General features: G+C 46.3%; 12 protein-coding genes. 1 reads left to right on the top strand and 11 read right to left on the bottom strand.

Going from position 1 to position 14,740, the window contains the following annotated elements; all coding sequences use genetic code 11:
- Nucleotides 1-17: 17 nt before the first annotated feature.
- From NQZ91_09875 to liaF, 6 genes are all read right to left on the bottom strand, one after another.
- Nucleotides 18-1,363, bottom strand: a protein-coding gene (locus tag NQZ91_09875; protein UUM57625.1) for an IS3 family transposase whose coding sequence is annotated in 2 segments (ribosomal slippage) — nucleotides 18-922 and nucleotides 922-1,363 — 1,347 coding nt in all. Because the reading frame shifts where the segments join, the coding sequence is not laid out codon by codon here.
- A gap of 99 nt (nucleotides 1,364-1,462) precedes the next feature.
- Nucleotides 1,463-1,834 carry a S1 RNA-binding domain-containing protein gene (locus tag NQZ91_09870; protein UUM57624.1) on the bottom strand — a complete coding sequence of 124 codons (372 nt, stop codon included), beginning with the start codon at nucleotides 1,832-1,834 and terminating at the stop codon, nucleotides 1,463-1,465.
- Nucleotide 1,835: 1 nt separating this feature from the next.
- Nucleotides 1,836-3,236, bottom strand: a complete 1,401-nt coding sequence (locus NQZ91_09865; GenBank protein UUM57623.1) for a Cof-type HAD-IIB family hydrolase — start codon at nucleotides 3,234-3,236, stop codon at nucleotides 1,836-1,838.
- Between the two features lie 54 nt (nucleotides 3,237-3,290).
- A complete protein-coding gene (locus NQZ91_09860) occupies nucleotides 3,291-3,932 on the bottom strand; it encodes a response regulator transcription factor (protein ID UUM57622.1) in 642 nt (213 codons plus the stop codon).
- A complete protein-coding gene (locus NQZ91_09855) occupies nucleotides 3,904-4,920 on the bottom strand; it encodes a sensor histidine kinase (GenBank protein UUM58859.1) in 1,017 nt (338 codons plus the stop codon). Before NQZ91_09855 ends, NQZ91_09860 begins: the two co-directional genes overlap by 29 nt.
- On the bottom strand, nucleotides 4,920-5,615 hold the full coding sequence (gene liaF, locus NQZ91_09850) for a cell wall-active antibiotics response protein LiaF (GenBank protein ID UUM57621.1): 696 nt from the start codon (nucleotides 5,613-5,615) through the stop codon (nucleotides 4,920-4,922). The genes NQZ91_09855 and liaF overlap by 1 nt, the downstream gene beginning before the upstream one ends.
- 235 nt (nucleotides 5,616-5,850) lie before the next feature.
- On the opposite strand from liaF, the gene NQZ91_09845 reads away from it, so the two are divergent.
- Entirely contained in the window at nucleotides 5,851-7,107 is a 1,257-nt protein-coding gene (locus tag NQZ91_09845; protein ID UUM57620.1) for an ISL3 family transposase, read from the top strand.
- Nucleotides 7,108-7,111: 4 nt separating this feature from the next.
- Here NQZ91_09845 and pknB read toward each other — a convergent pair whose 3' ends face one another.
- The 5 genes from pknB to NQZ91_09820 form a co-directional block, all read right to left on the bottom strand.
- The gene (gene pknB, locus NQZ91_09840; GenBank protein UUM57619.1) at nucleotides 7,112-9,124 is read right to left on the bottom strand and encodes a Stk1 family PASTA domain-containing Ser/Thr kinase; all 2,013 of its coding nucleotides are present in this window, start codon (nucleotides 9,122-9,124) and stop codon (nucleotides 7,112-7,114) included.
- Nucleotides 9,124-9,861 carry a Stp1/IreP family PP2C-type Ser/Thr phosphatase gene (locus NQZ91_09835; protein UUM57618.1) on the bottom strand — a complete coding sequence of 246 codons (738 nt, stop codon included), beginning with the start codon at nucleotides 9,859-9,861 and terminating at the stop codon, nucleotides 9,124-9,126. Before NQZ91_09835 ends, pknB begins: the two co-directional genes overlap by 1 nt.
- A 33-nt stretch (nucleotides 9,862-9,894) precedes the next feature.
- Nucleotides 9,895-11,211, bottom strand: a complete 1,317-nt coding sequence (gene rsmB, locus NQZ91_09830; GenBank protein ID UUM57617.1) for a 16S rRNA (cytosine(967)-C(5))-methyltransferase RsmB — start codon at nucleotides 11,209-11,211, stop codon at nucleotides 9,895-9,897.
- Nucleotides 11,192-12,130: a methionyl-tRNA formyltransferase gene (fmt, locus tag NQZ91_09825; protein UUM57616.1), complete on the bottom strand. Its 939-nt coding sequence runs from the start codon at nucleotides 12,128-12,130 to the stop codon at nucleotides 11,192-11,194. Before fmt ends, rsmB begins: the two co-directional genes overlap by 20 nt.
- 162 nt (nucleotides 12,131-12,292) lie before the next feature.
- The gene (locus NQZ91_09820; GenBank protein ID UUM57615.1) at nucleotides 12,293-14,680 is read right to left on the bottom strand and encodes a primosomal protein N'; all 2,388 of its coding nucleotides are present in this window, start codon (nucleotides 14,678-14,680) and stop codon (nucleotides 12,293-12,295) included.
- Between the last annotated feature and the right edge of the window lie 60 nt (nucleotides 14,681-14,740).

Raw genomic sequence — 14,740 nt, 5'->3', positions numbered from 1 at the left:
AAAAATTGGACAAATAATTATTGAAAGGATTTAGTTCTGTATTGGACAGGACTAAGTCCTTTTAATTTTGCTTTGATTCGTTTGTTGTTATAGTAAAAAATATAATCAGTGATAACTTTCTCCAGTTGATCCAGAGACTTGAAACTCTTTTCAAATCCGTAAAACATTTCTGTTTTCAAGACGCCAAAGAAAGACTCCATCATCCCATTATCTGGGCTATTCCCTTTGCGGGACATGGATGGTCGAATGCCTTTTGTTTCCAAAAAGTAATGGTAAGACTGGTGCTGGTATTGCCAACCTTGATCGCTGTGGAGAATAGTCCCACTGTATAAATCTGCTGGAAAAGCCTTCGCAAGCATGGTTTGAACCTGTTTCAAGTCAGGTGACCGAGACAGGGTAAAAGCAATAATCTCACTATTATAGCCGTCAAGAACAGGCGATAAGTAGAGTTTCCCTTCAGGCAAAGCAAACTCCGTCACATCGGTATAACATTTTTCATAAGGCTTAGATCCCTCAAACTGACGTTTAATCAGATTATCAGCCTTCTTACCCACCTCACCTTTGTAAGAAGCATACTTGCGCTTACGACGAATACGAGCCGCTAAGCCCATTACTGTCATCAAGCGCTGCACCTTTTTGTGGTTGATGAAGAAACCTCGATTTCTGAGTTCTAAATAAATCCGACGATAGCCGTAATTACCTTTATGGTCATCATAAATGGCTTGAATTTCAGCCTTAATGGCTTTGTTCTTGTCGGGTTTATCCAGTTGCTTGACTTGATAATAATAAGTTGAGCGAGGCATTTTAGCTGTCGCAAGTAGGAGGTCTAGTCGGAATCCTCCTTGGACCATATCTCTAATTGTTTCTGCTGTTCGCGCACTAGTGTTTCGTCCCTCAAGCGAAGTTCTCTCAACTTTTTTAGGAAGGCCACCTCAGTTCGAAGACGTTCATTTTCCTCTTGAAGGCGCTCTAATTCCGTCATCTCTTCCCAGGTTTTCTTGCGTTTACGTCCCATCTTGCTCGGTCTCCCTCTTGGTTTTTCAAGAATAGTATACCCGTTTTTCTTGTATTGTGCTATCCAATTGGGAAGCATTCCTCGATTTGGCAAGGCATAATCAAGGGAAACTGAGAGTTGAGAACACCCATGAATCAAGACCTTATCCATTATTTCTTGCTTTAATTCAGGTGAATAATACCTATTTTTACCTTTTTCAACGCTTTCCACGCCATATCGATCCATGAGTTTTATCATGTAGGTGAGATTGGCAATAGTGACCTTGTATATCTGGCTAAGGTTGACCCACGACACGCCACTCTTTCTCAGCTCATATATTTCTAGTTTATCTTCATAACTTAATTTCATAAGAAAAACACCCCAATCGTTAGATTTTGTGTCTAACTTTTGGGGTGCAGTTCATTTCCAAGCTCTTTTTACTATTGGAAAGCTAGACTAGCAACTAGTCTAGACCTTTCCTTCTTTCATTTCCTTCAAATACTCCTTGGATTCGGCAATCCAGGTTGGGAGGGCCTTGGCCAGAGGCTCAAAGCCAATCTTATAGCGGTCGTTGGTAAAGCGGTGGTGTCTTGGGATTTTTTGGCGTTCTTCTTCCAAGGTCCGCATAGATAGACTAGCCTTGTGCGAATATTCATCATAGTCAACGACTTGGACCAGAACTTCCTGGCCCATTTTAATAAAATGGTGGATATTATCAACAAAGCCTGTCTTGATTTCAGAAATATGGATAAGCCCAATCTGACCGTTCTCTAATTCAACAAAGGCACCGTAGGGCTGAATGCCCGTCACTTTTCCTTTGACTTTATCACCAATATTCATCTTAGTCCTCGATTTCAATACTTTCGATGACAACATCTTCATGCGGACGGTCTGAACCATCTGTCTCTACAGACGCAATGGTATCCAATACCCTATAAGATTCTTGATCCATCAAATGTCCAAAGACCGTGTGGCGTTGATCCAGGTGCGGTGTTCCACCATTTTCAGCATAAAGAGCCGCAATTTCCTTAGGCCAGCCACCGCGCTCCAATTCCTTGACATTGTAAGGGAAATTCTGGTTCTGCACGATGAAAAATTGACTGCCATTGGTATTGGGACCTGCATTGGCCATAGAAAGAGCACCACGCAGGTTGAAGGCCTCCATAGAAAATTCATCCTCAAAGGACTCACCGTAGATAGACTCACCGCCCATACCTGTACCAGTCGGGTCGCCACCTTGAATCATGAAATCCTCGATAATACGATGGAAAATAATGCCGTCATAGTAACCATCTTTTGACAGGGCAACAAAGTTCGCCACTGTTTTTGGTGCAATTTCTGGGAAGAGCTTGATGGTCATGCTACCGTGATTGGTCTTGATGCGGGCAACTGGTCCCTCTACATTTTCCAAGTCTAATTGTGGGAAGTATTTTTCTTTTTCTACCAAACCTAATTTCTCCAAAGCATCAAAAATGCCGTCTTCTTCTACTGTTTTTGTAATATAATCTGCATGTTTTTGCAGTTCTGGGTGGGAATGCCCCATGGCAATACTGATGCCAGCATATTGGAAGAGCTCGATGTCATTAAGACCATCGCCAAAGACCAAGACATTTTCTGGTTTGAGACCAAGCTTTTCAACGATTGCGGCTACCCCTGCTGCCTTAGAGGCAGACTTGAGGACAATGTCTGATGAAATGGCATGCCAACGGACACTGCGTAAGTCACTCTGCAATTCCTCCGGTAAGACCACTTCCTGACCTTCCTGCTCAAAGGTCCACATTTGGTAAATATCCTGGCCCTTGTAAAAATCAGGGTCTGTCTCCAGATTATCATAAATGGGGTCAATGGCCTGACTAATCCGCTGGTCACGGAAGGACAGAGTGGCTTTTTCGGCGCTCATAACCCCATAGTCAATCCCCACTTGCTTGGTCCAAGCAATATATTTCTCAATCAAATCCGGTGCAATCGGAGCCTTACGAATGACATTGCCTTTGGCATCTTCTACATAAGAGCCGTTTATCATAGCAAAGTAATCCGGCTGCAAGGCCTGGATTTCTGGCACAACACCATATTTGGCCCGACCAGAGGCAATCCCTGTCAAGATGCCTTTTGCTTTCAGTGATGCAAAGACCGTCGGAATAGTGTCCGGAATAAATCCCGTCTCCACCAAGCGCAAGGTATCATCAATATCGAAAAATACCAACTTAATCTTCTTGGCCTTGTATTTTAATTTTGCGTCCATCTATTCTCCCCCACTTTTGTTTTTCATTGAGTATGACCGCCTACCATTATATCACTAATCTTCATCCTGTGCCACCAGTCCATGTTGAAAGGCATAGACGACAGCCTGGGTCCGGTCGCTGACAGCTAGTTTAGACAGAATATTGGAAACATGGGTTTTCACCGTTTTGAGGGAAATGAAGGATTCATCCGCAATACGCTGGTTATCATAGCCCTTGGCAAGCAGGGCCAAAATCTCCCGTTCACGTACGGTCAAATCATCATGCAGGTCTGGATAACGCTTGTGGTGCTCGACCTTCTTCTCTACTTCTGTTTCAATGGCAAATTCCCCACGCGCCACCTTGCGAATGGCAGAGAGAATCTCGTCTGCACTAGAGGTTTTAAGCATATAGCCCTTGGCACCAGCCTCAAGAACTGGATAGATTTTTTCATTGTCCAAATAAGAAGTCAAAATCACAATCTTGACATCCGACCATTCCTTCAAGAGGGCCAGAGTCGCCTCTACCCCTGTCATCTTGGGCATGACCAGGTCCATAACAACCACATCTGGACGCAAATCCAGTGCCTTAGCCAAGCCTTCCTCGCCATCGCTGGCTTCTGCGACAACCTCCACATCAGCCTGTAAATTTAAATAACTTTTCAATCCTAGTCGGACCATCTCGTGGTCATCAACCAGCATCACTCGAATCGTCTTCATCTTCTTTTCCTTTCAGTAGTGGGATACGAATATCAATGGCAACCCCCTTGTTGGGAGCCGTCCGAATCTTGATAGTCCCTGCCATATCTTCCACCCGCTCGCGGATGTTTTGGAGGCCATAGCTGAGCTCCCCATCATCTTCCTGCTGGAAACCAATGCCATCATCTGTCATTTTAAGCTGTAATTCTGTCTCCTTCTGAATCAAGTAGACATCCAGTTGCTTGGCCTTGGCATGGCGCAAGGTATTGGAAATAATCTCCTGGGCAATGCGGAAGAGGTGCTCTTCTATCAGCTTAGGCAATTCTTCTACTTCATGCTGGAAGTGGACCTGGATACTACTCTTGTCGCTGACTTCCCGCAGAATCACATCAAAACCTTCAACCAGGGTCTTACCTTCCAGCTCACTAGGTCGTAAGTGCAGGAGCAAAATCCGCAAATCCCGCTGGGCCGACTCAATCATGTCCTTGACCAAGACCAGCTGCTCTTGCAGGGTTTCTTTCGGTATGGTGGACAGATTTGATGCCAGACCTGATAAAATCATGCTGGTCGCAAAGAGTTCCTGGCTGACCGTATCATGCAGGTCACGGGCAATTCGCTTACGCTCCCCCTCGACAATTGCTTCCCGTTTGACTAGGTCCTGGTTGTCAATCAATTGGACCTGCCTGGTCAAACTGCGCATTTTCTCAGATAGGTGTAGGAGCAATTGGTCCTCGTCGCTATCAACCCTAATGGGCTGGTGATTGCTAATTTGCTTAATCTTCATTCTCATGGTCTGCGTGGATAGGAAACTGACCGTCTGAACCAAGATAGATAGAAAGATTGTCAAGAGTACCAGGAGCGAAATCAAGGTCACATAGAGCTGGTCATTGGCCGTCCAAAAGGACATGTCAAATAAGGAATAGCCCAACAAGGGAAGGACTGAGGCAAGGATGACGATAACAATCAGCCCGGCATACCAAATGAGAAAAAATAGCGTTCCTTTCTTCATCATACCCGCACGACCTCCACATCGCCATAGAGGCTATTGATAACAACCTTGACCCGCTTATTGGCAGAAGAATAGTCAGGGGTCGCAATCGAAAAACTCTCATTTCGCAAATCCCAATGTGCATCGCCTAAAAAATAGACACGTCCATACAGACTAGAGGCAGACAGGGATAGCTCGACATCAATAGGAATGATAATTTTAGTCTTACCAAAAGTCTTACGGATAACAACCACATTATCCCGACCAATTAGAACCGTCTGATCCAGGTCAACAACGTCATTGCCAAACAGGCGGATAATATTGATATCCTCAAAACCATACTGGTCCTGGGAATGATCTTTATGACCAAACCACTGGGACTTTTGATGCTGGGATTGAATATGCTGATCCCCCAGAACTATCTGGGAATACTGGTACTGCTTCTCATAGCGTGAAAAGAAATTAACCAAAATATAGACCACCATCAGCAAAACACCGATAATGAAATAAATATTGAGGAAAAAGACTAAAAATATGAGAGAAAGGGCCGTTGTTAGTAGGGCATTAAGCCCCTTTCTGCCTGTGATATACCAGAATAGAATTAGTATCACTGCGATTAGGAGAAGAGTCCGTGCCGTCTCACTGGCTAGGGTATCAAAAAAGGCCAGCGTAAACAAAATACTCTCTATCAGTATAAAAAATTGGATTTTTTTCATGTAAGGATCCTCTCCCAATATTCTAACAGATTTTAGCAGGATTTGTCTCCTACCCGGGTAGGAATTTTAAGAAAAAAGAGAGGACAATGCCCCTCTTAGTCTGAATTATTTGGACTCTATAATTTCTGTAGTGGGTAAATCCACTGTAGAGATTATGTAGCCTTTTTGAGTGTATACAAAAAATCCCATATGACCTATAATGAAAAGCAACCACACTCACATTAGAAAGACTCATATGGAACAACTTTATCATACCACAGAACTAATCGGAATCAAAGACAAAAATATCAAAATTCTCTTCGTTTTGAAACATCAGACCCATCTAGAAATCAGGGCAAAGCTAGATTACGACAGTCCTCGTTGTCCTCATTGCCAAGGAAAATGCATCAAGTACGATTTTCAAAAGTCGTCAAAGATTCCGATTTTAGATTGTCAGGGCTTTCCGACCCTCCTCCTGCTTAAGAAACGGAGGTTTCAATGCAAATCTTGCCAAAAAGTGACTGTATCTGAGACTGCTCTAGTCAAGAAAAACTGTCAGATTTCCCAACCTATTTGGGAGAAAGTGACGCAACTCCATACAGAAAACATGACCAATATAGCCATCGCTAGGAGACTACATATCTCCGTGTCGGTCGTCCAGAGGAAACTGACTCAGTTTCAATTTGAGCATGATTTTACGACATTACCAAAAGTCTTGAGCTGGGATGAATTTTGTCGGAACAAGGGGAAACTCGCCTTTATTGCTCAGAATTTTGAGACGAGATCGATTGTGACCATTCTTGACAACAACCGCCAAACCACCATCAAGAACTATTTCTACAAGTATCCTAGGGCGGTCAGAGAAACTGTCGAGGTCGTAACAGTGGACATGTCGGGTAGCTATATTCCCATCATCAAACAACTATTTCCAAGAGCTAAAATTGTCCTTGATAGATTTCACATTATCCAACACCTGAGCCGTGCTATGATGACGACTAGAATTGATATTATGAAGACTTTCGATACGCGTTCCCTACCTTATCGATCCATGAAAAATCACTGGCGTATTCTCCAAAAAGATAGCCGTAAACTGTCTCTGAATCGCTTCTTTTCCCGCACTTTCGGGCAAACAGTAACACCGAGAGAGGTTATCCAGAAGACATTGAATTTCTCTGTGGAACTGAAATTCTATTACGAACTCTATCAGATCCTTCTCTTCCATTTCCAAGAGAAGAACTCGAAACATTTCTTCGAACTTCTAGAGGACAATCTGAATCTTGTCAATTCAACCTTTAGGACTGTTTTTAAGACATTTCTAAAATATAAAACTTACATCACGAACGCCATGGAGCTTCCATATTCCAACGCTAAACTGGAAGCGACCAATAAACTCATCAAAGACATTAAGAGGCAAGCGTTTGGCTTTAGGAACTTTACGAACTTTAAAACCAAGATATATATTGCTTTAAACATCAAAAATGAGAGAACGAATTTCGTCCTCTCTAGGTGTTAGCTTTTCATCTACCCACTACAGTTGACAAAGAGCCATTATTTGATGAAGACGTACTAGTCGTCGTTGATTCTTCTGTCGAGCTAGTGCTGCTACTGCTGGACTCTGGTGTCACCGTAGGAATGGATACATAAATTGTGACAGAGTCAGTAATAGGTTGACCTGGCAGAGGACTTTGTCCTACGACCAGATTTCGCTCACTAGTCGAATAACTCGAGTCTTCCACGCGCTCAATACTTTTAATTCCCAAAGCTTCCAGCTGTTTTCTAGCATCTGAGTAGGAAGTCGTCAAGATACCAAAATCTGGCATGAGTGGTCGTTGACCTTTTGAAACAATGAGAACCAGGCTAGAACCCTTAGAAACACTGGTATTGGCTGCAGGGTCTGTTCCGATTACCTGACCAGCTTCTAAGTAGTCGCTGTATTCTTCCTTGGTCGAAGAAACCTTCAAACCGACAGCTTCTAGGGCATGGGTAGCATCATTCACACTACGTCCAGATACATCCGGTACATCAACTGGCTCAGCCCCTCTGGAAACAACCAAGACAACGGTTGAACCTTTTGGCTGACTGGTCTCCCATTCTGGCTTGGTCCGAATCACCCGGCCCTGTTTGACCTTCTCGCTATACTCTTCTTCCACTTCCACTTTGAAGCCAAGAGCCTCTAGTTTTTCCTGGGCTTTCGCCAATTCATCACCAGACAAATCAGGAATGTTGACACCTTCTTCCATGGCAATGACAATATTGACACGGGAACCTTCTTTGCGCTTGGAATTAGCAGCAGGTGTTGTCCGAATAACTTGACCTTCTGCGACTTCCGTCGAAGCTTCATTGGTCACCGTACCCACGCGCAATCCGGCTGTCTCAATCTCCTCCGTCGCAACTTCCAAGGTTTGCCCCACAACATCCGGCACTGTCACTGTGGCTGGAGTATTAAAAAGAATGGCGAAGAAGGCCGCCAAGAGAAGGCCAATAGCAATCATCAATACCTTATAGCGGGTACGAATCCTCTTTTTTGCCTTGGGCTTCTTGGCTGATGACGTCGGCTTAGTTTTTGGAGCAACTGCTGCTGGAGCTGGTGAAGACTCCACTGGTGTATCTACTTTTTTCTCTGAAGCAACCTGGGATAATTTAGGCAGGGTTTTTGAATCCACCTTGTTTTCATCCAACACCACCCGCTGCTCATTGCGGCGATTGTAGGACAAGGCTGAAGCCATATCCGTGTACATTTCCGCAATGGACTTGTAGCGGTCTGTCAATTTCTTGGCTGTTGCTTTTAAGACAACATTTTCCAGAGCCTGCGGTACGTTTGGATTGGCCTCGCGGACAGATGGCATGGGCTTTTGGAAATGCTGGAGAGCAATGGTTACAGCGCTATCGCCATCAAAAGGAATTCGTCCTGTCAGCATCTCAAAGAGAATGACCCCCATGGCATAAATATCACTTTGCACTGTAGCCTTGGACCCCCGCGCCTGTTCTGGCGAGAGATAGTGAACCGAGCCCAACATCGAATTTGTCTGGGTCAAACTGGTCTCTGCAAAGGCAACCGCAATCCCGAAATCCGTTACCTTGGCCACGCCATCTTGCGTTAGAAGGACGTTCTGAGGTTTCAAATCCCTATGGATAATACCGCGGGTGTGGGCCATACGGATAGCCAGCAAGATTTGCCCCATGATACGGACCGCATCATCATTATCCAAGGGTGAATTTTCCTGGATATAGCGCTTCAAGTCCAGGCCATTAACATATTCCATGGCCAGGTATTGCTGACCATCTTCCTCACCAATATCCGTAATCCGTACGATATTTGGGTGATTGAGATCAGCCATGGCTCTGGCTTCACGCTGAAAACGTTGAACAGCAATTTGATCTGTCTGGTAATTGGTCCGGAGAACTTTTACAGCAACCTCCTCACCATCCAAAATCAGATCCTTTGCCAGGTAGACATCAGCCATTCCTCCTCGGCCTATCTGCCGAATGATCCGATACCGACCGGCAAAAATCTTACCGATTTGAATCATTAGTTAGCCTCCTCCGTGATATGAAGGATGGCAACCGTGATATTGTCCAAACCACCAGCATTATTAGCAAAACGAACCAGGGTCTCTGCCTTGCTTTCCAGCGAAACATCACTCAAGAGGATATCGCGAATATCCTCTGTCGAGACCATATTGGTCAAGCCATCACTGTTGATTAACACGTAATCCCCAACTTCCAAGGTCTTCAAGGCAATATCTGGTTCAACCGGGTCCGCCTGACCAATGGACTGGGTCACAATATTCTTCTGAGGATGGTTCTGCGCCTCTTCTTCTGTCAATTGACCCGCTCGCATAAGAGCTCCAACCAAGGAATGGTCACTGGTCAAGCGTTCATATTCTTCATTATGAACGATACCGATTCTAGAGTCCCCGATATGGGCATAAATCATCTGATTGTCAATAACCACAACCGCTTCTAAGGTTGTTCCCATGCCCTTGTATTCTTCAGTCTGACCCAATTGATAAATCTTTTGATTTTCCTGCTCAATGATGTCAACCATCCATTCACGGACTTCGTTGAGGGTCATAATTTGAGTATCTACCCAGGCAGCACCAAGGTCTGTGGCTGTCATTTCACTAGCAATATGGCCTGCGCGATGACCTCCTAGTCCATCTGCTAGAATAATCAAATCAATTCCTGCTCGGTTGACATAACGATTGACATAATCCTGGTTATTTGATCGTTTTTGTCCAACATCTGTAAGTAATGCAATTTCCATAAGTTTCTTGTTGCTAAGCAACAGCCTCCTTTTCTAGAATCGTCTTCTCAGCTGACCAATGAAAAAGCCATCTGTCTGAAAAAGTTCAGGGGTAATCAGTATCATTCCATCTGTCACAATTGATGATTCTGGATGTGTTAATGCAACTTGTTCAAAATCAGGATGACTGTCTAAAAATTCTCGAAGAACTTCCTGATTTTCTTTTGCAATAATGGTACATGTGCTATAGGTTATTATACCACCTTTTTTAATGGTTTGGCAAACGCTGTCCAGTATCTGCAGCTGGATTTTTTTCAATGCTTCAAAATCCTGACCAGCTTTATTATAACGAATGTCTGGCTTACGACGGATAAGCCCGATGCCGGAGCAGGGAGCATCCACCAAAATCTTGTCAAAACTATCTGGACCAAAGACTTCATGCACCCGACTGGCATCTAATTTTTGAGTTTCAATCTTATCTGAAAGACCCAGGCGGTCCGCATTTTCCTGGATAAGAGCCAGCTTGTGGTCATATAGATCCAAGGCCACCACTTTCCCACTATCCAGGTAAGACGCCATGTGACAGGTCTTACCACCAGGTGCCGCACAAGCATCCAGTACGACTTCATGGCCCTCAAGTTGCAAGGTCGGAGCCACCAGCTGGCTGGTCTCGTCCTGAATGGTCAAAAGACCGGACTTGAAAGCCTCCGTCCCAGCAAAATGTCCATGGGACTTGACTAGGCCAACAGGAGACAAGTGCGACCGCTCCGCTCCCAATGCTGCCTGCAAATCATCCAGACAGCTAGTATCTGTCACACGGACACTAGCCTTATTACGCTGGTGCAGGCTGGCAAAAATCTTCTCCGCCCTCTCATCACCATATTCCGCAACCAAGGTCTGAACCAGCCAGACTGGGACAGAATATTGAACTGACAAACGCTTGTTTTTCCGCTTAATACTAGCTGGGTCAGGCAGGTCCGCCTGGCTGATTTTCCGCAAGATGGCATTGACAAATTTGTCCGTTCCCTTGCTACGCTTGGCTAACTCTACCGCCTCATTGACCACGGCATGGACAGGCAATTTGTCCAAGTAAAGCAGCTGGTACAAGCTCAGCATGAGCAAGTAATAAACCCAGTTGTCCAGCTTGTCCCGGTCATTGATAAAGTGGGCCAGATACCATTCCAGCGTAATTTTTCGTGACACCGTACCATAGACCAATTCCGTAGCCAGCCCCTTGTCCTGGGCTGACAGGTTGGTTCCTTCCAAGGCCTTGTTGAGGGCGATATTGGAGTAGGCTCCCTGTTCAAAGACCTCTGTCAAGACCGCCAGAGCCAGTCCACGCGCTGTTTGCTTATTGTTCACCAAAGACATCTCCTACCTCAATCTCACGGCCAGCCCCATTCAAAAAGTCCGCAATCGTCATCTTGGGCTTGCCCGCTGGCTGAACGGTTTTTAGGGAAATAGCAGAGCTGCCACAGGCGATGACCAGTGTTTTCTTAGTCTTTTCAATGACCTGACCTGGTCTGCCAGACCCTTCCACTTCCAAAGCCTCCTGAATTTTAAAGCGCCCTCCCTGCCAATAGGTATGGGCAACCGGCCAAGGATACATACCACGAATCTGATTAAAAATCTGGCGCGCAGACTTGGCCCAGTCCAAAACTTCCTCCTCAGGCTGAATATTGGGCGAGAAGGTCACCTGTTCAGGGTCTTGTGCCACCGGCTTGATGTCGCCAGCCATATAACCCGGTAAGGTTTTCAAGAGCAGGTCACGACCGACCACCGCTAGTTTTTCAAAAAGGGTGCCGACATTATCTGTCTCTTCAATGGCAATGTTGTCGCTTGAAATCATGTCACCCGCATCCATTTCCTTGACCATTTCCATAATAGTCACTCCGACACGCTCATCTCCGTTGATAAGAGCATAATGAATGGGCGCGCCACCGCGGTACTTGGGCAAGAGCGAGGCATGGACATTGACCGCAAAGTCAACAGAGTCCAGCAGCTTGATCGGTAAAAATTGACCAAAGGCCGCTGTCACAATTCCGTCCGCTCCCAATTCCATAATGTCCGCCATTTCCTGGCTGCCTGATAATTTTTCCGGCTGGTAAACAGGCAAGTCGTACTCCAAGGCCACCTGCTTGACCGGTGTCATTTGGATGGTTTTCTTGCGCCCAACCGCTCGGTCAGGCTGGGTCACCACCGCCAAAACCTCATAGGAGCCCTCTGCCAAAATGCCTTTCAAAACAGTCGCTGAAAACTCAGGCGTTCCCATAAAAATCAATTTTGTCATCTCTGCTCCTTCATCCTCTATTTAGTATCCCTTAATTATACCATTTTTATGGATAATTGCCTTAACTGGGACTTGAAATCTAGATAGCAAAAAGGCTGGACACACCTGTCCAACCTCATATATTGTAACTCAAGAACGGATACTGTCGATGTTCAAAGAGTATCACATCATATTTTGCGGTTCATTATCAATCACCAAGCGCAAGTCCTGGTTGTCCCGCTCCTGGGTCCAGTCCAAAATCCGATTGAGGACCTGCTCCAGCTGCTCCTCCCGCCGGTACTTGAGAATGATTTGATAATGGTAAAGATTATGGGTACGGGCGATAGGCTTGGGCGTCGGCCCCAAAATCTGAATCTGCTCCGTCAAGTTCTCCCGCAAGAGCTGCACCGTCTCATAGGCCTTTTTGATGACAAGATCCTCCGACTTATGAGAAAAGGTCAAGCCCACCGTGAAATAGTAAGGCGGATAGCCCAGACTTTTCCGAATGCCCATCTCATACTGATAGAAGCCCTCGTAGTCCTGGTTCTTGGCAAAGGCAATGGCATAATGATTGGGATTATAGGTCTGGATAATGACCTCCCCCTCCTTGTCTGCCCGACCTGCTCGACCAGCCACCTGGGTCAATAATTGGAAGGTCCGCTCGGATGACCTGAAGTCTGGCAAATTCAGCGCCGTATCCGCATTGAGCACCCCTACCAAGGTCACATTTGGAAAGTCCAGTCCCTTGGCAATCATCTGGGTCCCCAGCAAGATATCTGCCTCCTGTCGACCAAATTTCTCCAAAAGGGCCTCATGGGCACCTTTTTTCTTGGTCGTGTCCACATCCATCCGAAGGATACGAGCATTCGGCAGCAATTCCTGCAACTCATCATAGGCCTTCTGGGTCCCCGTACCGTAGTAGCGAATGGCCCGACTCTGACAGTTAGGACAGACCTGGGGAATGGGCTTTTGAAAATTGCAATAGTGGCAATTCATAGACCGGCTGTCCATGTGCAGGGTCAAAGAAATATCACAGTTTGGACACTGGTCCACCGTCCCACAATCCCGACACATGACAAAGGAAGAATAGCCACGGCGATTGAGCATGAGGACCACCTGCTCCTTACGAGCCAGCTTTTCCTGGATTTTTTCTATCAAAACCGGCGTAAAATTACTAGCCTCATGCTGGCCGATATAATCTCTGAAATCAATGACCTGGACCTCTGGTATCCTGGCCTGCGGATTGGCCCGCTGATTGAGGACCAGCCTACCGTAAAGACCGCGACTGGCACGGGCACGAGTTTCTAGGCTTGGCGTAGCCGACCCCAAAACCAGGACAGCCTGGTTGTAGTCCGCCCGCAGCTTTGCCACGTCTCTGGCATGGTAGCGAGGATTGGAGTCCTGCTTATAGGTCGCCTCATGCTCCTCATCGATGATAATGGCTCCTAGATTTTTTAAGGGAGCAAAAATCGCCGACCTGGCACCGACCACCACCTGGGCCTCCCCCCGCTCAATCTTACGCCACTCGTCGTACTTCTCCCCGTCTGACAGGCCTGAGTGCAGGATGGCCACCTGCTGGCCGAAACGCGCGATAAAACGATTGGTCATCTGGGGCGTCAGCGAAATCTCCGGCACCAGCATGATAGCCGTCTTACCCATCTTGAGGACCTGGTCAATGACCTGCAGATAGACCTCTGTCTTGCCAGAGCCTGTCACCCCCTGCAGCAGATAGGTCTGGCTCTCCTGGCCGACCTTGGACAGGATTTCCTTGACCGCTATGGCCTGCTCTGGATTGAGGGAAAGCGCCTGGCTGACCCCTACCTTATCAAAGAGAGCTTGGGTCCGCGAGACCTCCTCCTCCCAGACTTCTATATAGGCATTTTCTTGGAAATAGCGGAGCGTATCAGCTGAAAAGTCCTTTTTCAAGCTGGCTAGAGGCTGTTCATCAGAATGTTCCAGTAAGTAGGCCTTCAAAGCCAGCCGTTTCTTGGCACGGGCGGGTATCTCTGCTTGCATGAGCTGGTCCCGATTTACCCGGTACCATTTTTCAGTCTTGATTTGCTTTTTGTCCTTGGCCACATAGTCGACCAAGATTTTGCCTGCCTGGGCAAGCCGCATGATGCGGGCCTGCTCAGACACATCCAGGTCTGAAAAACGGACCTGGTCCCTACCGCCAAACAGGCTTTCCTGCTCTGCTATTTCCAAACCAAGCCCAGGACGGAGAATTTTGTCATAGGTTGAGTTGAGGAGGCTGGGTAGCATGGCCTTGAGCAGGGTGATTTTGTAGGCGAATACCGTCTTGCGCATCTGGTCTGCCAGCCAAAATTGCTCCTTGTTGAGGACTGGCGAATAGTCCAGCACTTCCACAATGGGCTTGATGTCCTGGGTCCCCTCTGGCAATTCCTCAGTCAAGCCGACCACGATGCCCTGAATCAGCCGATTACCCTTTCCAAAGGGCACATGGACTCGGATACCAGGTACAATTCCCGCCTCAAATTCTTCAGACACTAGATAGGTATAGGCTTGGTCCGTCTGCATGAGCGGCACGTCTACGATAATCTGTGCGTACATAGATCCTCCTTTCGTGATGGTTTGGATAGGTTTCACTCTTTTATCAATGGTTCAATAAAT

Origin of the sequence: Streptococcus suis (assembly GCA_024583055.1) — a bacterium.
Classification (GTDB): Bacteria; Bacillota; Bacilli; order Lactobacillales; family Streptococcaceae; genus Streptococcus; species Streptococcus suis_V.
Note: the sequence above shows the minus strand (reverse complement) of the source record. Positions and strands in the feature narration are given on the sequence as shown.